The sequence below is a fragment of the Shewanella sp. SM69 genome, from assembly GCF_025653985.1.
Taxonomy (GTDB): Bacteria; Pseudomonadota; Gammaproteobacteria; order Enterobacterales; family Shewanellaceae; genus Shewanella; species Shewanella oncorhynchi.
This window is the reverse complement of sequence record NZ_JAKKRV010000003.1, coordinates 104,269-122,953: the sequence shown is the minus strand read 5'-3', so window position 1 is coordinate 122,953 and position 18,685 is coordinate 104,269. Positions and strand designations below refer to the sequence as shown.

The 18,685-nt window shown below is 45.6% G+C and carries 14 protein-coding genes; 6 read left to right on the top strand and 8 right to left on the bottom strand.

The annotated features are described in order from the left end of the window. Window positions 1-664: 664 nt before the first annotated feature. From L5M37_RS06445 to L5M37_RS06435, 3 genes are all read left to right on the top strand, one after another. Window positions 665-1,762, top strand: coding sequence for a UDP-2,3-diacylglucosamine diphosphatase (locus L5M37_RS06445; protein WP_263199834.1), 1,098 nt, complete (start codon window positions 665-667; stop codon window positions 1,760-1,762). After that, complete coding sequence (locus L5M37_RS06440) at window positions 1,752-3,638, top strand: lysophospholipid acyltransferase family protein (protein ID WP_263199833.1); 1,887 nt, start codon at window positions 1,752-1,754, stop codon at window positions 3,636-3,638. Before L5M37_RS06445 ends, L5M37_RS06440 begins: the two co-directional genes overlap by 11 nt. Before the next feature lie 115 nt (window positions 3,639-3,753). Next, a complete protein-coding gene (locus tag L5M37_RS06435) occupies window positions 3,754-4,185 on the top strand; it encodes a CBS domain-containing protein (RefSeq protein WP_113939315.1) in 432 nt (143 codons plus the stop codon). Window positions 4,186-4,247: 62 nt separating this feature from the next. Here L5M37_RS06435 and L5M37_RS06430 read toward each other — a convergent pair whose 3' ends face one another. Then, the gene (locus L5M37_RS06430) at window positions 4,248-5,600 is read right to left on the bottom strand and encodes an NCS2 family permease (protein ID WP_263199831.1); all 1,353 of its coding nucleotides are present in this window, start codon (window positions 5,598-5,600) and stop codon (window positions 4,248-4,250) included. Window positions 5,601-6,292: 692 nt separating this feature from the next. Here L5M37_RS06430 and L5M37_RS06425 point away from each other — a divergent pair. Further along, window positions 6,293-6,664 (top strand): PilZ domain-containing protein, encoded by a 372-nt coding sequence (locus L5M37_RS06425; protein WP_173243387.1) that lies wholly within the window; start codon window positions 6,293-6,295, stop codon window positions 6,662-6,664. A 75-nt stretch (window positions 6,665-6,739) separates the two neighbouring features. Here L5M37_RS06425 and radA read toward each other — a convergent pair whose 3' ends face one another. Further along, window positions 6,740-8,104, bottom strand: coding sequence for a DNA repair protein RadA (radA, locus tag L5M37_RS06420; protein WP_006082696.1), 1,365 nt, complete (start codon window positions 8,102-8,104; stop codon window positions 6,740-6,742). A gap of 100 nt (window positions 8,105-8,204) precedes the next feature. On the opposite strand from radA, the gene L5M37_RS06415 reads away from it, so the two are divergent. Continuing rightward, window positions 8,205-10,586, top strand: a complete 2,382-nt coding sequence (locus L5M37_RS06415; protein WP_263199830.1) for a PilZ domain-containing protein — start codon at window positions 8,205-8,207, stop codon at window positions 10,584-10,586. On the opposite strand, the gene L5M37_RS06410 is transcribed toward L5M37_RS06415, so the two are convergent. Both L5M37_RS06410 and serB read right to left on the bottom strand, forming a co-directional pair. Then, window positions 10,583-11,569 carry an alpha/beta fold hydrolase gene (locus L5M37_RS06410; RefSeq protein ID WP_263199828.1) on the bottom strand — a complete coding sequence of 329 codons (987 nt, stop codon included), beginning with the start codon at window positions 11,567-11,569 and terminating at the stop codon, window positions 10,583-10,585. The two genes, L5M37_RS06415 and L5M37_RS06410, sit on opposite strands and share 4 nt — an antisense overlap. A 115-nt stretch (window positions 11,570-11,684) precedes the next feature. Beyond that, a complete protein-coding gene (gene serB / locus L5M37_RS06405) occupies window positions 11,685-12,665 on the bottom strand; it encodes a phosphoserine phosphatase SerB (RefSeq protein ID WP_263199827.1) in 981 nt (326 codons plus the stop codon). A gap of 43 nt (window positions 12,666-12,708) precedes the next feature. Here serB and L5M37_RS06400 point away from each other — a divergent pair, with 43 nt between their 5' ends. Continuing rightward, complete coding sequence (locus L5M37_RS06400; protein WP_263199826.1) at window positions 12,709-13,779, top strand: YtjB family periplasmic protein; 1,071 nt, start codon at window positions 12,709-12,711, stop codon at window positions 13,777-13,779. A 183-nt stretch (window positions 13,780-13,962) separates the two neighbouring features. On the opposite strand, the gene deoD is transcribed toward L5M37_RS06400, so the two are convergent. From deoD to deoC, 4 genes are all read right to left on the bottom strand, one after another. Further along, complete coding sequence (gene deoD / locus L5M37_RS06395; protein WP_113939310.1) at window positions 13,963-14,673, bottom strand: purine-nucleoside phosphorylase; 711 nt, start codon at window positions 14,671-14,673, stop codon at window positions 13,963-13,965. Window positions 14,674-14,764: 91 nt separating this feature from the next. Then, complete coding sequence (locus L5M37_RS06390; protein ID WP_006082702.1) at window positions 14,765-15,979, bottom strand: phosphopentomutase; 1,215 nt, start codon at window positions 15,977-15,979, stop codon at window positions 14,765-14,767. Window positions 15,980-15,988: 9 nt separating this feature from the next. Continuing rightward, window positions 15,989-17,320 (bottom strand): thymidine phosphorylase, encoded by a 1,332-nt coding sequence (deoA, locus tag L5M37_RS06385; RefSeq protein ID WP_173243376.1) that lies wholly within the window; start codon window positions 17,318-17,320, stop codon window positions 15,989-15,991. A 184-nt stretch (window positions 17,321-17,504) separates the two neighbouring features. Beyond that, window positions 17,505-18,275, bottom strand: coding sequence for a deoxyribose-phosphate aldolase (deoC, locus tag L5M37_RS06380; RefSeq protein WP_173497508.1), 771 nt, complete (start codon window positions 18,273-18,275; stop codon window positions 17,505-17,507). Between the last annotated feature and the right edge of the window lie 410 nt (window positions 18,276-18,685).

Here is an 18,685-nt window from a genome sequence, read left to right as displayed (position 1 = left end):
AACTTATCAGCTTTCTATCAAGTACACCATCTGGAAAAATGCGCATACGCGTTTTCCAAACCTATTAACTAAAAATCAGCTACTATAGTTACTTGATTTTATAGAATTTTATTTGTTGCCGATTGAGTTAATGCGCACTGATATTGTCTTAAAATCATCCCCAAATATCTAATTTTAAATACGACTGTATACCCATACATTGATAGTCGCTTTACGGTAGAGCCAAACATTAGGCAAATAGATGAGATTTTGTAGGGCAACTCGTTCAGCAGTTTTCGATTGACTAAACGAGTGCTAAGAAGCTTTGGGGCAATAGCTTTTTAGCTAAACGAACAGCAGAAGTGTTAATTAAGATTGGCATTGTTGCAACTGTGACCGTTGGCGGCATGGATGCCGTCGTCGAGCCCTCAGGGACAAGTTTATGGCGAGTCACAAGGGAAACAATGACAATTCATGCTGCAAACTGACAACAAAGTTATCTTGCTTTGGGGCAGAAGTAAGTTAAACCAACCTATCGGATCTAATTGCATCCTGATGTGAATCTTGCAGGTTCAGTCCAGGCTAATTCACCTTTTGTCATCTGCATGTCATCTAAACTTCATCATTCGGTCAAAGCCCCCCACTAAGCTCATATTCGTTAACAGCCTAATGGGGTGAATACGAGATGACAGGATTTAATTTCAGGAAACTTGAGAGGTCTACACGGGAAGAGATAAATGACCCCAGCCTTTCCCCTACCATCTTTAATCGCTCAACACAAACGCCAACATTAGCACCAACATCCTCAAATCAATTCAATTGTGCCGCGATTACCCCATCCGCATTAACTTCAGCCCATACAGCAAGCATCACAGTTAACGCCCTCTGGTTGTCAGATATCCATTTAGGCTGTAAGGATTGCAAGGCTGACTACCTGCTCAGCTTGCTTGAAACCGTGCGTTGTCAGCACTTGTATCTGGTCGGTGACATAGTCGATTTATGGGCGTTGAAACGTAAGCTGCACTGGCCCGATAGCCACAATAAGGTACTGCAGAAATTCATTGAACTGGCACAAAACGGCACCCAAGTGATTTATCTGCCGGGCAACCACGACGAACTGATTAAACCCTACGCCGAGCTAAGCCTGTGGAATATTAAAATTGCCCGCCAACATATTCACCACGGAATTGGCGGCCATAAACTCTTGATGCTCCACGGGGATCAGTTTGATGCCGATGTGTGTGTCGGCCGTTTCTACGCCATATTGGGCGACCATTTATATGACCTATTATTGTTCCTCAATCGCAATCTCCATAGCTTGCGGGAACGCTTAGGTTACTCCTATTGGTCACTGGCAAGTTATATCAAGTCCAAAGTGGGCAAGGCTCAAGCCGCTATTGGACATTACCGTCAAGCGGTACTCAACTATGCCCAGCACTTTGATGTTGACGGTGTGATCTGCGGTCATATCCATCAGCCCGAACTCTCGACTCACCCCAGAGCAGCCCAATATTACTCACCACTCAGTCCCCTTGAAAAGAGGCAGATCATCTACGCCAACGACGGTGACTGGGTCGAAAACTGCAGTTTAATCACAGAAACCTTAAGCGGCGAATTACAACTTTGCCGCTGGAACGAGCAAACGCTCAAGCTCGATATTCTCAACAGTATAGCGCTGGTACAACAGCCGCCTGAGACGCACAAAGACAAGCAACAAAAAACGGCAGCGCAGCAAATGCCAGACATAAACACCGGCGAAACTCGCCCAAGGGATGTTGCCTAACACTATGAATCAATTACATAACGCTATGGAATACAATGAAAAAATGCTAAACAGCAGCCTTAGCCATAACAAGCATACTGTGCCGTTTAAGGCGAATAACATGATTTTTACCGTTGATAATGTGGTTGAACAAAATCTGCCAGCGATCAATGACAAACCTTGGCTCGCTAAACCTGCCAAGGCCATGCTGCGTTACCTGCTCAATGAAAAACAGTGCAACGATATCGCCAGTCAATATACCTATTTACAGGGCGTAGACTTTGTCGAACAAATGCTGACGAGTTTTGACTTTAGTTTTACCGTGCCCGCCAACGAGATAGAAAATATTCCCTGTGAAGGCCGAGTGGTCATATTCGCGAACCATCCTATAGGTTCACTCGATGCATTAGCGCTCATCAAACTCATCAGTGAAGTTCGCCCTGATATTAAAGTCGTCGCGAATGAACTCTTGATGGCGCTGGAACCGCTGCACTCAATCCTACTGCCGGTACGCAATATGACTGGTGGCACACCGAAACAACATTTAGAAAAAATCCACCAGCACCTGCGTAACGAAGGCGCAGTGCTGATTTTCCCGTCGGGCGAAGTCTCGCGTCTGCGCCCTAACGGCGTGCGTGATACCCAATGGCACTCAGGCTTTTTAAAGATGGCGATTTCCTGCAATGCGCCCCTACTGCCAATATTTTTAGATGCCAAAAACTCTGCCACTTTCTACGGCGCATCTATGATTTACAAGCCACTTGCGACACTGCTGCTAGTGAAGGAAATGTTCAAGCAGGCTAAACGTAATATGCCGATCCGCATTGGCGAGCTCATTCCCAATGAAGCCGTACGCTCAATGGACTTTCCACTCAAGACCAAGATAAAACTGCTTAAAAATCACTTGTATCGTATTGGCAAAGATAAAGATCCACTGTTTATCACTCAGAGCGCTATCGCCCACCCCGAATCGCGCCGTGAACTGCAAGCGGCACTGCAACAATGTGAACTTCTAGGGGAAACGCAAGATAACAAGTTGATTTATCTCTACCAACACCACGACAGTAATCCCATCATGCGGGAAATTGGCCGCCTTAGGGAAATCGCCTTTCGCGCCGTAGGCGAAGGTTCGGGCAAGCGCCGCGATATCGATAAATACGATTCCTACTACCAACACTTAGTGTTGTGGGATAAAGAGCAGTTTGAAATTATCGGCGCCTATCGTTTTGCCAGTGGTGAGCAAGTCTTAGCAAAATATGGCGACAACGCACTCTACAGCCAATCCCTATTCCAATACGCCGACAGCTTTATGCCCTTTGTGAAGCAAGGGTTAGAACTCGGTCGCAGCTTTGTGCAGCCTAAATATTGGGGTAAACGCAGTTTAGATTATCTGTGGTTTGGCATTGGGGCTTATCTCGCCAAGCATCCTGAATATCGTTATCTATTTGGCCCTGTGTCCATCAGTAATCAACTGCCTGGAAGTGCTAGGGAAATGCTAGTGCACTTTTATGCGCGGGAATTTGCACCTGCGCAGCAGATGGCAGTTTCCATGTCACCCTTTGGCTTATCTAAATCCCAAAAAGCTAAGTTAGATGACTTGTATTTCTCCGAGGATTATCAGAGTAACTTTAAGCAACTCAAACAAGTGCTCGCGAGTATGGGGGCGGCCGTACCTACGCTCTACAAACAATATGGTGAACTGTGTAAAGCGGATGGGGTTAAGTTTCTCGCCTTTGGTATCGACGCCGACTTTGGCGATTGTATCGATGGCTTAGTACTGGTGGACACCCACAAACTGAAAGGTAAAAAGTATCAACGCTACATAGGTGCACACTTGCCCGAATCGGAGCGGATGCCAATCACAGCGGATGATGAGCCAGAGGTCCAAGATCTTTGAGTTAAAACTTTGTAATGGGTGTTGGCTAAACTTGCACCACTCTGTTATAAGTAACTGTAATGCAGCGCATTAACAGAGCGCATCTTAGGATGCGCAAGCTTAACAGGGGATCATCATGCCGATCATTATCGCCGATATTATGAGTACCCGAGTCGTCACGGTTGAAATGGACGATCGATTAACTGTGGCGAAGGAAATCTTCGACCAAGCAAGCTTTCATCACTTATTGGTCGTCGATGAGTATCAACTTGAAGGCGTGTTATCGGAGCGGGATCTATTGCGTGCGATTAGCCCGAACTTGGGCAGTAGCGCCGAAACCGCAAGAGACTTAGAAACCCTGCAAAAACGTGTGCATCAAGTGATGACGCGTAATCCAGTTACCGTCGCACCTCACATCAATTTAGACACGGCCACCCGCATGTTATTAGATAACAATATAGGCTGCTTACCCGTGTTAGAGGACGGTAAATTGGTTGGGATTGTTACTTGGAAAGACTTATTACGTGCCTATTGTGAGTACAGAGCACAAAATCAAAGCGAGTGCTAATCCTAAGACTGCACTCGCTTCTGTTCTCAATAACTAAGTTCAACTCACTCAGTTTGCCTAACTTAAATAGCCCAACCACCCATATAAAACACCACTAAACCTAAGGTGATGGCAAGCACACCTAACTTCAGTTTACGCCATTCGCCACTGCAAATACGGCCTACCACCAGTGTCACAAAACCTAGCATAATACCGGTAACGATATTACAGCTTAAGATGATAAACACAGCGCAGGTTAAGCCCGACATTGCATCAACTTTATCGTCAAAATCGAGTTTCGCCACATTACTCAGCATCAACAAACCCACATACATCAAAGCAGGTGCTGTCGCATAGGCTGGCACTAAATAGCTTAATGGCGCTAAAAACATCATCAATAAAAACAGTACGCCAACTATGGTAGCCGTTAAACCTGTCTTACCGCCAGCTGCAGTCCCCGCCGCCGACTCGATATACACAGCCGCTGGTGCACCGCCGACTAAACCTGCCACCATACTGCTGACTGAGTCTGAGGTTAAGGCTTTACCACCGCCGACAATATTGTCGTCTTTATCGAGTAAATTTGCTTGCCCAGCCACAGCACGAATAGTGCCGGTCGCATCAAAAATCGCCGTCATCACTAACGCTAATACGATAGGCAAGACCACAGGATTAAAGGCTCCCATAATATCGAGCTGACCAATCAGTGAGTGCTCTGAGGTAAAATCAGGCAAGGCGAACAAACCTTGGTATTTAACGCTCGGATCGAACACTAAACCAAATACCGATAGCGCGATAATCACCAACAAAATACCGCCTGGTACACCGCGGCGCTCTAAACCAATTGTCGCCGCTAAACCTATAACGGTAGCGATAACAGGTAAACTGTTAATGTCGCCTAACTTCACCGGTAAGCCTGCGCTATTGGCCACAATCAACTGCACACTATTAGTCGCAATCAAAAGTAAAAACAAGCCGATACCTATGCCTGTACCGTGGGCTATGCCCTTTGGTAAATTCGCCAGCACCCACTGGCGAATACCTGTCACACTCACAAGTGTGAACGTCACACCCATTAGGAAAATAGCGCCTAAGGTGACTGGAATCGACATTCCCTGACCTAGCACTAAGCTAAAGGCGGTAAAGGCAGTGAGCGAAATAGCGCAGCCAATCGCCATAGGTAAGTTAGCCCATAAACCCATGAGCAAAGAACCAAATGAAGCAATTAAACAGGTGGCGATAAACACGGCGCCGGGATCAAATCCCGCTTGGCCTAACATGTTTGGCACCACAATCACTGAGTAAACCATAGCAAGGAAGGTTGTGAATCCCGCAATCACTTCTTGGCGAACTGTGCTACCACGTTGTTGAATAGAAAAATAACTGTCCAGAAACGAACCAGAGGGTACGGCTGTTGAACTCAATTGCTCAGACATAATGTTGTTATACCTTGTGATCTCTTAAAATGGGGTCGGTACCAATTACCCTAAAACGCAATTGGCGACGCTGGCTGCGGCAGATTAGAGCCCCAAATCCATCAGACTTGGGTGAGAGATCCACATCATTTTCCTTCTGTGGGAAAAATCCATGATCTGCAAGCAGTGATGCCTCGCGATGATTAAAAAGCCATTAACCATGTAGACGCAGCCGTTGTTGGCCGCGGATGATACTGGAATCTCCCAAAGATAGCTAAGACATCGCCTACACTTCGATAAAAAATTAGCGGCAAAAACTGAAATCTGTTGTTTAAAAAAACGCCTAAACCTATGTAATAACTGCTACTTAATATCACATTAATCACGATAAGAGTCTGCCAGTGCCGCGTAAACGTACGCTAACTTCCCCCCTCCTTCATCTCCCAATATTAGAATATGGCAAGTCAACCAAACCTTGATACTTAGTGTATTGATACTTGGCGTATTAACGTTTCAGGGGTTGCTGTACAAGGAGCCACACTTACGCTGTCTGTAACGAACACCTCGTCATTCACCGCCTGCGTGAATATGCGATCTTGGTAGCTTTATTGAACAAAAAATTACTCTGCTTTTACAGTCACATCAATATGACTTATGCTTAGAGGCACTGATGGGACTACACTTAGCTGACTATGAAAGAAAAAGGATTGGGTATGGACGAAAGGCGTAAGTTTTCGCGGATTCTATTTGCCACGAGCGCACATCTACAACAAGGTGGTGCACAGTGGGAGACGACCATTCTCGATTTGAGTCTAAATGGCGCCTTGGTTGAAGAACCGCAAAATTTTATTAATTCGGGTGATGCTATTACCCTCAGTTTTGCCTTACCAGAATCTGACATTGAGATCCGTATGGAAACTGAGTTGGTCCATCAAAAAAATGCCCAATTAGGTTTGAAGTGTAACTTTATCGATGTTGATAGTATCAGCCACCTAAAACGTATGGTGGAACTGAACCTAGGTGATGCTTCTTTGCTGAATCGTGAACTCATGTTGTTTATCGAAAAACACAATATCACAGATTAAGACACTCGCTCACAAACAGCGCCTAATGGCGCTGTTTTGCTTGCTGGTGTTAATCTCACTCGCGAGCATTTGATGCTAAATCGCTTCTAGCGCTTCGGATAACTTAGAAACACCCACCACTTCCATCCCAGCTGGAGGCTTTTTCGGCACATTGGCCTTGGGCACTATTGCTCGCTTAAAACCATGCTTAGCGGCTTCGATTAATCGCTCTTGCCCATTGGGCACAGGACGAATTTCGCCGGACAGCCCGACCTCACCAAAGGCAACTAAATCGCTAGGCAAAATATCACCGCGAAAACTCGATACCATTGCCAAGAGTAACGTTAAGTCGGCACTGGTTTCAGTCACTTTCACGCCGCCCACCACGTTAACAAACACGTCCTGATCCGACATCTGCAAACCACCATGGCGGTGCATTACGGCAAGCAACATGGCCAAACGGTTTGCATCCATACCCACAGCCACGCGACGCGGATTAGACATGGCCGAGTTATCCACCAGCACTTGCAGCTCCACCAACAAGGGCCGCGTGCCTTCCCAAACCACCATGACAAGCGAGCCAGATGATTCTTCTTCACCACGAGAAAGGAAGATTGCCGAAGGATTGGCGACTTCCTTTAAGCCGCGCTCTGTCATGGCAAATACGCCTAATTCATTGATCGCGCCAAAACGATTTTTATGGGAGCGCAAGGTGCGGTAACGACTATCGCTATCCCCTTCAAACATCACTGAGCAGTCGATACAATGTTCCAATACCTTGGGCCCAGCCAAACTGCCATCTTTGGTCACATGGCCGACCATAATCACGGCAATGCCATTTTCTTTCGCAAAACGGGTTAAGTAAGAAGCGGATTCACGCACCTGCGACACACTGCCAGGGCTCGATGCCACATCACTCATATGCATCACTTGAATCGAGTCAACAACGATGACTTTAGGCAATTCTTTAAGGGCAACTTCGCAAATTTGCTCGACGCTGGTTTCAGACAACATCCGCAATTTATTGGTTGGTAAACCAAGGCGATGGGCGCGCATCGCTACCTGCTGCAACGATTCTTCACCCGTGACATACAGTGCAGGCATTTGCTCGGCCAAATGACACAGAGTTTGCAATAAAAGCGTACTCTTACCTGCGCCTGGATGTCCGCCAATCAAAATGGCAGAACCAGGTACAATCCCACCACCGAGCACTCGATCTAATTCGCCAAAATGACTCAAGATCCGCGGTAAGGCATTAAGATCGATTTGATCTAATGTCTTCACTTCATTGCTGCTTGCTCCGGCATAACCGACAAACTTAGTGCTGCGCCCAGGCGACGCTGCACCGAGCCTCACCTCAGTGATCGTATTCCATTCCTGACAAGCGCTACACTGCCCTTGCCAACGGGGAAAGTCTTGTCCACACTCATTACATACGTACGCCGTTTTATTCTTTGCCATAACTCATTAAAATCTGTATAAAATCAATTTAAGTAACTGCGAATACTGCCGACATAAGACTAACAGCCCAATACAAAATAAGCATTAAAAAGAACCCTACATGAGTCTAGATAACCATAGTGCACTCATCGAACAGCTCAAGCCATTGCTCATGGAACCTAACTTCCATGAGATTTTCCAGCAGCTGACGATAGATGAAACCAATTCGACCCGTTTTCTAGTGAAAATGGAACTCAGTCGTTTGGCTTCACCATGCACGCGAATTATCGATCTCAGGGATAAATCTGAGCTTCCTTGTGTTGAAGTGATGTTAGGTCAACAGCGACATTTTTTAGATGAACCCGCCAAAAACAGTATACATGAGGCCATGTCACTGTTTCGCAACCAATATACCTTGGGAGTATACGAGTATGTGCTCAATGCTCACCAACAACGTCGGTTAAAGTTGCGCCAAAATATCACGCAAGTGGAAGCCGCTGAGTCAGAGCCTTTTATGGTGCCCGGCGTGGTATTAGGCAGTTATTTCAACCGCACAGAAGAGCGGATGAATTACAGTATTCGCATCGCAGCATCGCAAACCGGCCGCGGTGAAGTACAAGGGATAACTGCAGATTTATCCGTAGGTGGTACCCGTATTCGCCTTGCAGCCAACCATCCCTTCGATCTCGACCATCCCCTAAAAATAAAGTTACTGGAACTCAGTGAAGAGTTTTACTATCCCGATCTCCAGCTCGGTGTTGACTATGAGGTTGTCGATAGCCAAACCAATGGCGAATACATTTGGTTAAGACTCAAGCGCATTGGGGGCAGCGAAGCCTTAAGTGAAATGCTTGGCAATTTAATCCGCGGCTACAAACTGCGTTACAAAGTAGATGTGAATGATGTGATAGTCACAGCAACAGGGCTTGGATTTGAGCGTCATTATTTACCCCATCTGCCGCACTTACCTTTATATTTCAATACTCAAACGCAAGGTTTGAGCCACATGCTACTCAGCCGAGACAACCAGCAGATAGTGCATTATTTTCAAGATGAAAATGATGTGAGCCAGTTACCAGCTATGCTGACGCCAAGCCGTTTATCTGAGCTACTTAATCATCCTGAAAATCCCGACCATGGGCTGTTTTTTAGCTTTACCTATAATGCCCAAGGTTGCTTATATTTTTACTCTGCCACCTTAGCAGAGCTTAAAGCTAAGGGCATGATGCCTTTATTTTTAGGCTTTGCATCGACCAAGCCCAGCTGGCGGATCTTCAAAGTCACCCAAGACAAAATTTATCATGACAAGGGTTATCGACGTGCGACCCTCCCCGGAGATGAAGCAAAATTTAGCCCATTGGTCGAACAACAATTATCGCAATTTAGTCATTTGCTTCAGCTTATCGAAATCAGCAACGAAGATACCAGAGGCCATTACAAAGCTTGGCAAGACGATAGTAATGCCAACGCCCTAAAAACCTTTGGTCAACAACGACTGACCACCAATCAAATTAAGTTAGTTTCCATGCAGTTTAGCGAGCGACGCCAAGAAGCGCGTTTCGCCTTTAAAACCTTAGTCAATGTGACTCAAGACAAGCACAAAGCCACGGGCATTACTTTAGATATTTCAAGCCGAGGCATGCAATTAACCTTGGATAATCCTGCAGATTTTTCATCAAATAAACCACTGCTGTTAAGCTTCCCAAAGCTCCAAACCATTGCAGGCAAAACACAGCTAGATAACCTCCCCTACCGCTTAGTGCGTACCCGCAAGAATGGTGTAACCTTGCATATAACCGCTGTTATGGGTCATACACCCCATGTTGGGGTCGAATTTTTAAATAAACTTATTGCCCATAACAAAGAAAAATTAGAGCAACTCACCGAAAACAATAGTGAAATCAAAGAACTTGCCGATGGTTTAAAAAATATTTTGATGCATGATTTACATTCTGTGCCCTATTTTGTTGAAAAAACGACAAAATCTGCCCAAGTCGCTTGTTTAGGCGTTGGCACACAACAGGATGAAATCAGCGATATTTTTGCCGCGGGCACCTCAGATACTCTGCAATATAATTTAGCGCCACTGCTAAAAGACGGTTTTTTTAAGCGAGATATTCTCGAACCTATCCGTCAAATGAAACCCCAACAGGACATGGATTTTATTGAAGTGTTTATTCAGTTAATTCGCCAATCTCGCGGAAAAATCTTTTTAAAGTGCACTCTTGCAACTGAAATCGGTGATGTCGAAGCACAGATAACCTTTATCAATCAGAGCAAAGCATTAGGTAGATTCCTCGCCCTACGCATTTATCGCGGCGCGACAGAGAAGCCTGACATGAACTACCTACGCCGTGAATTGGAATACATTAATATTCATGCAAACCATAAAGCTAAACAGTTAGAAGAACAGTTATGGCGTGTGATTGGTGTCGGCGAACTGTTAGATATTACCCAAGAAGTCGAATTAAGATACCCAGTACTTCATAAAAAGCAGTCTTAATTGTTCAATACCGCCAGATCAAAACTTAAATACCAATCCCTTATCTTAGGAAAATGATCACTGGTGGCATCTAAATGCGTCAGCATATCTGCATGGCCATAGTCATGCTTAAAGCCATTCTCCTTAGAAAGAAGCGTCGATTTAACCCGTTTAAAACCACACTCTACGACCATATCCGCCACATCTTCAGGGTGCCCCAACACAGTATCGTTTTGCCCTGAGATAAACCAAGCCGGTGGCCAATGAGCGCGCTTTGCCGCTTTCGCATAATCAAATCTATCATCGTGATCGATCCAATCGCCCCGTACCCAATCGATACTTTGAACTAATGAAGCGCGACTTTCATTATCCATACCAATACGCAGCTTATCGGCGGCGAGGTAACCTTGGCCCATCGCTAAACCTGGCGCTAAACGATTCCAAAAAACATCAACCATTAACCACTTTTTGAAGGACTTAACCCGAATTGTTCGTTTGCTACCGAAAGTAAGCAGTGAACGAACGCTTTGCTGCAAATCAGGATATCTGGCCAAACTACTCGCCATCAACACACCGCCCCATGAATGGGCACACCAATGCACCTGCAAAGGCGCCACGGCTTTACGAGTCGTCTGCTCTTGGCAGACTTTTTGATGTAAATCGAGAATCGCCTGCTGCACTAAAGGTAACTGCTCGCGGATCACTTCACCCTGCCCTAAGGTAAAATCACGATCAATTTTAGGCAAGCTGAGCCCTCTTCCTGCAGTATCCAGCACATACACCACAAATCCCGCCTTCGCTAAATAACAACCAAGACCACGGCCACTCTGGCTATAAAACACTCGACCGTTAGACATAGCACCATGAAGCATGAGGATAGGCGTTTTAGAAAAATCAGGCGCAGCCGGTAATAACTGGCGTAGATGCAGTTGACCATCGCGGTACGGTAGGTAGATTGAAGACTGTGAAATGGGTGATGTTGAGCCTTGGGCGAGCTGAGTCAAAATGAGTCACTGGTAGTTTATCAATCTCCCTAAACTACCAGTTCATCGATAAAAGACAAGAGTCATTACTCTAATTCAGTCTATATCCAGACTTATATTTAAATAAATGAATAACCTAGATTTGTAGCAGGTAAGGTAGAACCCGCAGGTCGAGATGGCGAATATTGGCATCCGCCGCCGCTGCCAGCTTAGGTTTGGCATGGAATGCGATACCAAAATCCGCTGCCATCACCATAGGAATATCATTCGCGCCATCGCCGATCGCGACTCTTTGGCCTTTTGGAATTTGCCACTGCTCACTGCAACGCTCAACCACATCTGCTTTAAACTGCGCATCCACAACTTTACCTGTTACTTCACCCGCAAGTTTACCGTCAGTGATCACTAACTCATTAGCAAAGGCCGCATCTAAGTTTAAAAGCTGCCTTAAATGGCCAACAAAAGGAGTAAAGCCGCCAGATGCAACCACTAAACGCCAGCCATGGGATTTAAGCTCTAAAAGCATAAGCTCAAGCCCAGGCATCAAAGGCAAGTTGTCGCACAAGGTCGTTATAATTCTGGCATCGGCGCCCTTAAGCTGTGCAACGCGCTGACGCAGACTCTGCTCAAAATCTAGCTCACCTTGCATAGCACGTTCAGTAATCGCCGCCACGCGCTCGCCCACGCCTGCCATGGCCGCTAATTCATCAATACATTCAATCTGAATCGCAGTGGAATCCATATCCATCACTAATAAGCCGGGATGATTCAAGCGAGGCAAATCAGCATGAATGACATGCAATTCAGCTAAAGACTGAGGGAATGCCGCTAACTGCGCCTGAGAAGGCAAATTTACCAGTGCCAACTCGATACAATGTAAACCAACTTGTCGTTCGATATGGGCGATACCGATAACGTTAGACTGAGGTAATTGCGCTATCCATGCCGATATTGTCGCCTCTACCACGGCATCTTGATAAATAATTCGCACACGTGAAACACCAGCGGGGTTTGCTGACTCTCGATAACGTTCAAACACTTGCCCTTGGCGTTCAAACCTTGGGGAATGGTCAGAGACTAACCACAAAAAAAGCGCATCTTGGTTCAAGCTTTCCATCGGACTTAAATTCTCCAACTATCGGGCTCACTCAGAATCAATTATGATTAGGCAAGCGCTCTACATTTTAAGGGTCAAAGTGTTATATCTTAAAGGGCTAAAGAAAAGCCATAAAATCAGTAGACTGATCCAAATTGCCGCCGCCTTCGCCTTAATATTCGGCTTAGTGCAATTGTGGCAGACAAGCCTACTACAAGGTCAGCTGCTTCTAAAGTCCCAAACTCAAAAGATGGCCAGATTACTGGTACAGCAAACCGCTTATGGTGCAGCGCCCGCGCTACAACTGCAAAATGATGAGCAGTTGCAATGGCTCGCCAGTGCTTTAGTGGAAGATCCTAAGGTGATGTCTGCGGCTATCTTCAGCGACCAAGGCATGCGGTTATCTTTTGCCCAAAGTATCACTAAGGATGTTGTAGACCCTGACTCAGAAGAAATGAATTTGCTGCTAAGCAAATATCCTCCCTATGTAGAGCCTGTGATCCAAGAAGGGAAGAATCTAGGTTATGTCGAAGTCAGGCTCGATACCAAGTTGTTCTTCAACGAAATCAAAGAAGCCCACAACTTAAACATGGAACAACAACAAATTATGCTGCTGGTTGCAGGCTTGATTGGTATGTTGCTTTCGCGCTCTTTGTCTTTCAAACGTGCCGACTTCGACCGCCGCCGCTTTCGGGTTAAGTTGCGTCAAGCGCCGAAAAAACCTAAGAAACGATCCATAGCTGAAGAGCCATCAGAAAGTGTTAATGATGGTTTGGCGCAAGAGCTAACCGAAGATCAAACAGTGTTGACCACTGATCATCCACAAGAAAAAGCGGCTAAACCCACTAAGGCGCCAAAAGCAGTGACAGAGGCAAATACCGATAAGCTCACTCAGACCAGCGTGCAAACTAAGGCCGAAAAAACGTCAGAAAAATCATTGGAATTACAGGATAATACAACAGTTGAAAACGCGGCAAACGATGCGGAACAAGTGGTACCTGTTAAGGTTAAACCTAAAGTCAAAAGTGTCCGTCGGGTAAAACACGCGACTAAAGCAACAGCCGCTGCGGCCGAAACCTCGACGCCAAAAACACCCAGTGAACCAAGTGATCTCGACACAGATTCAACAGGTTAATCTCGATCTCAATAGATAGGAAAATCACTACACCTAGATAGCTAAGCTCTAGATAAGCCATAAACAACCAATTTCTAATAACCAAACCATTAATAACAAAGTCGAATAGAACAGCCGCTAAAAATTAGCATAAAAAAGGGCTCGCAATGCGAACCCTTTTTGCAGTAGCACACTCTTACACAGTTAGAGTGTAATCGCCGCTTCTAATGTCATGATGATCATGTCGTTGAATGTGGTTTGACGTTCTTCTGCAGAAGTCTTTTCACCGGTGCGGATGTGGTCAGATACAGTCACAACGCACAGGGCACGCGCACCAAACTCATGGGCAACACCGTACAAACCAGCCGCTTCCATTTCTACGCCTAATACGCCCATCTTCTCCATCACGTCAAACATTTGTGGATCAGGAGTGTAGAAAAGGTCCGCAGAGAAAATGTTACCTACGCGAACTTTAGTGCCACGAGCTTTCGCAGATTCGATAACCGCATTCATCAGCTCATAGTTAGCGATAGCGGCAAAATCTTGGCCTTTAAAACGTAAACGGTTAACCGCTGAGTCAGTACATGCACCCATACCGATGATCACGTCACGTACTTTAACGTCAGTGCTGATCGCACCACAAGTACCCACACGGATCAGGTTCTTAACGCCGTAATCACGAATTAATTCAGTTGCATAGATAGAGCATGAAGGAATACCCATGCCAGAACCCATTACTGAAATACGCTTACCTTTGTAAGTACCAGTAAAACCTAGCATGTTTCGAACATCAGTCACTTGCTCAACATTTTCTAAGAATGTTTCAGCAATATATTTTGCACGTAATGGATCGCCTGGAAACAGCATTGTCTCAGCGAATGCGCCCTCTACAGCATTAATGTGTGGTGTTGCCATCGAAATAACCCCTGTTTATTTTATTAAGACTTAAGTCTTTGTTTACTGGCGGCAAATGTCAGCCGCCAAATCGAAATAAATGCTAATTTGCCTAAAGGAAAGATTCACCATAGGCCATAGGTTCAAGCTTAAAGTGGCTAGCAATAGATTGACCGATATCGGCAAAGCTCTTACGACGCCCCAAAGAACCTGCTTTCAATCCAGCGCCAAAGGCTAATACTGGCACATATTCACGAGTATGATCCGTACCTTGCCATGTTGGATCGCAACCGTGATCCGCCGTTAAAATCAGCAGATCGTCTTCACCCAATAATGCGAGCATTTCAGGCAAACGGGCATCGAAATATTCCAACCCTTTAGCGTAGCCTGCCACATCACGGCGATGACCATAATGAGAGTCAAAATCCACGAAGTTAGTAAACACTATAGTGTTATCGCCCGCAGATTTCACTTCGGCTAAGGTCGCATCGAAAAGCGCTTCTAAGCCGTTCGCCTTCACTTTTTTAGTGATACCGCAGTAAGCATAAATGTCGGCAATCTTGCCCACACTCACCACTTCACCGCCCGCTTCATTCAGCTTATCTAATACGGTTTTTGCAGGTGGCGCGAGCGAATAATCCTTACGATTGCCAGTACGGGCAAAGTCACTTGGGCCAGTACCATCAAATGGACGGGCAATAACGCGACCTATATTGTAAGGTTCTAACTCTTCACGGGTTATTTCGCAAAGACGATAAAGATTGTCTAAACCGAAGGTTTCTTCATGGCAGGCGATTTGGAATACAGAATCGGCTGAGGTATAGAAAATAGGCATGCCAGAGCGCATATGCTCTTCGCCTAACTCTTCTAAAATAGTTGTGCCAGAAGCATGACAATTACCTAAAAACCCATCCAGACCCGCACGGGCTAAAATCTTATCCGTCAGTTCTTTAGGGAAAGAATTTTGGTGCTCGCTGAAATAACCCCATTCGAATAGTACGGGCACGCCCGCCATTTCCCAGTGACCGCTCGGGGTATCTTTACCCGAACTTAACTCTTGGGCATGACCATAAGCACCAATCAGCTCAACATTGTCACCAAAACCTGGGGCAAAGGCGCCAGTACTTTCCATCGCCGCATGGCCTAAACCTAAGCGCGCTAGGTTAGGTAATTTAAGTGGGCCTTCACGGCCAATATCGGCTTTGCCTTCAGCACATGCTTTAGCAATATGACCAAAGGTATCGGAACCTACATCACCAAAGCTTGCTGCATCAGCAGAAGCACCGACTCCAAAGGAGTCCAACATCATAATAATGGTACGTTTCATAATTCTTCCTTAAAGATCCGATGCACGAATATAGGCATAGATCTCAGGTGTTTTTTCTGGAGCGGTTTCACCAATGTGAATCGCTTTTTTCACCGCAAGTTCCGCTTCCGCGAAGGCGGCTTCAGATTGTGCATGGATAACGGCAATCGGAGTCGATGAATCTACTTTATCGCCTAAAGCACACACTTGAGTTAAGCCAACACTATAGTCTAGTGCATCACCGGGCTTACGGCGGCCGCCACCTAAGGTCACAACCGCTAAACCTAATTCACGGGTATCCATGCTATAGGCATAACCTTGCATATCGGCAAAAACTGGACGAATAATTTGTGATTGCGGTAGGTATTTACTGTAGTTTTCAACAAAATCGACTGGACCACCAAGACCCGACACCATCTTGCCAAAAAGTTCTGCAGCGCGACCATTATCGAGCACACGATTCAGTTTAGCGCGAGCGTCGGCTTCATTGCTTGCAAGACCGCCCAGAAGCAACATCTCAGCGCAAAGACCCATAGTGACTTCATATAAACGCGGGTTACGGTAAGCACCCGTTAAAAAGTCGATGGCTTCTTTCACTTCAACCGCGTTACCGGCACAAGATGCAAGCACTTGATTCATATCGGTAAGCAAAGCTGTCGTTTTAGTGCCCGCGCCATTAGCAACAGCTGCAATACTGCGAGCTAATTCTTCCGATGCTTCATAGGTTGGCATGAAAGCACCACTACCGACTTTCACATCCATCGCTAGTGCATCTAAATTACAGGCTAATTTCTTAGACAGAATCGACGCTGTGATGAGGGAAATGGATTCAACGGTGGCGGTATTATCGCGGATAGAATAGAAACGTTTGTCGGCAGGAACGAGATCGCCTGTTTGGCCAATAATCGCCACACCGACTTCTTTAACCACTTTACGGAACAATTCACTTGATGGCTCAGTTTGATAACCCGGAATGGCATCAAACTTATCGAGCGTGCCGCCCGTATGACCTAGGCCACGCCCAGAAATCATAGGCACATAACCACCACAAGCCGCAGCCATAGGGCCAAGCATAAGGCTAATCACATCACCCACACCGCCAGTGCTGTGTTTGTCGATAACAGGGCCATTGAGTCCCAATGACTGCCAATTAAGTACAGTGCCAGAATCACGCATCGCTGTCGTTAAAGCGATTCTTTCATCCATGTTCATGTCATTAAAGTACACAGCCATGCCTAATGCGGCAATCTGACCTTCGGACACTGCGTTAGTAGTGATACCTTGAACAAAAAACTGTATTTCTGCGGAACTTAGCGCTAAACCATTACGTTTTTTACGAATAATCTCTTGAGCTAGAAACATGATACTGCCTCCAAGATAGGCACTAACAACCTTGTAGCTAGTGCTTATCTTTGCAATGAAACATCAAAACTGTAGCAATATTACAAGTTCATACTATCGAAGTTTTGAGTTTGCCAAATAGATTTAGGTCACACTTAATTAGGCTCGCTATACGCTGATAGTATTAATCAGCGATAGTTTGCAATTAATAGCCTTGAGTCGGCTTAGGCGCATCAGCTAATTCTAGTGTGTGTAACAAGCTGTTTAGTAAACTTGAAGCACCAAATCTAAAGGTACGTGGTGAAACCCAATCAGCACCTAAAATACGCTCAGCAACACCGAGGAATTCAGCCGCTTGTGCAGCATCACGCACACCACCGGCAGGCTTGAAGCCTACTTGGGTATTCTTCTCGCTGATCACAGTTAACATGATTTCAGCTGCTTCAAGTGTGGCGTTTACAGGCACTTTACCAGTAGAGGTTTTAATAAAGTCAGCACCTGCATCGATTGAAAGCTCAGATGCACGACGGATAAGTGCAGGAGCAGCTAACACGCCAGATTCGATGATGACTTTTAACAAGACTTCACCACAGGCTTCTTTACAGGCTTTAACTAATTCAAAACCAATTGTTTCATTGCCTTCCATCAGTGCGCGGTATGGGAATACCACGTCAACTTCGTCAGCACCATAGGCAACAGCGGCGCGAGTTTCTAACACAGCAATGGCAATGTCATCATTGCCATGGGGAAAGTTAGTCACAGTGGCGATTTGGATATCTTCAGCACCGATTTCATCTAACGTCTTGCGTGCAATCGGGATGAAACGTGGGTAAATGCAGATAGCGGCAGTATTGCCCGCAGCCGTTTTCGCTTTGTGGCACAGGTCGATCACTTTTTGATCTGTGTCGTCATCATTCAAAGTCGTTAAGTCCATTAACTCAATGGCGCGTTGTGCTGCTTTTTTTAAATCAGTCATAATAGCTCTCCAAAATAAAAATTAAATGAATAGAAATCAGTCGCATAAAAGCAACGCTTGAGAGGTGGCATTATTTTGATTATTTTTATATGGCCGGGCCTTCAGGCGGTGCCGAGTAATTTGCTTGTACAAACTACCTTGTTGTAGGTATTCAATCTTGCCTAAGTCATAAAGAGCAATAGGCATCCTGACACTTAAAATAACTTATAAGTGACCACGACTTGAATCCTTGAAGACCGGAAGAGAGGATACGAATAAAATCTTGCTCCTACTTTTCCGCGAAAAATCCATTTTAGCGCGAGAAAAACACAAACCTTTATATAAACCCACTTGTTAGCCTAATAGGCTTAGATAAAGACTCATGGTAAAACTAAAGATGGAGCCGCATAATGCGGCTCCAACAAGCAATA

Coding starts and splice junctions, on each gene's coding strand:
- L5M37_RS06445 (WP_263199834.1), top strand. CDS start 665: ATGACAGGATTTAATTTCAGGAAACTTGAGAGGTCTACACGGGAAGAG.
- L5M37_RS06440 (WP_263199833.1), top strand. CDS start 1,752: ATGTTGCCTAACACTATGAATCAATTACATAACGCTATGGAATACAAT.
- L5M37_RS06435 (WP_113939315.1), top strand. CDS start 3,754: ATGCCGATCATTATCGCCGATATTATGAGTACCCGAGTCGTCACGGTT.
- L5M37_RS06430 (WP_263199831.1), bottom strand. CDS start 5,600: ATGTCTGAGCAATTGAGTTCAACAGCCGTACCCTCTGGTTCGTTTCTG.
- L5M37_RS06425 (WP_173243387.1), top strand. CDS start 6,293: ATGGACGAAAGGCGTAAGTTTTCGCGGATTCTATTTGCCACGAGCGCA.
- radA (WP_006082696.1), bottom strand. CDS start 8,104: ATGGCAAAGAATAAAACGGCGTACGTATGTAATGAGTGTGGACAAGAC.
- L5M37_RS06415 (WP_263199830.1), top strand. CDS start 8,205: ATGAGTCTAGATAACCATAGTGCACTCATCGAACAGCTCAAGCCATTG.
- serB (WP_263199827.1), bottom strand. CDS start 12,665: ATGGAAAGCTTGAACCAAGATGCGCTTTTTTTGTGGTTAGTCTCTGAC.
- L5M37_RS06400 (WP_263199826.1), top strand. CDS start 12,709: ATGATTAGGCAAGCGCTCTACATTTTAAGGGTCAAAGTGTTATATCTT.
- deoD (WP_113939310.1), bottom strand. CDS start 14,673: ATGGCAACACCACACATTAATGCTGTAGAGGGCGCATTCGCTGAGACA.
- L5M37_RS06390 (WP_006082702.1), bottom strand. CDS start 15,979: ATGAAACGTACCATTATTATGATGTTGGACTCCTTTGGAGTCGGTGCT.
- deoA (WP_173243376.1), bottom strand. CDS start 17,320: ATGTTTCTAGCTCAAGAGATTATTCGTAAAAAACGTAATGGTTTAGCG.
- deoC (WP_173497508.1), bottom strand. CDS start 18,275: ATGACTGATTTAAAAAAAGCAGCACAACGCGCCATTGAGTTAATGGAC.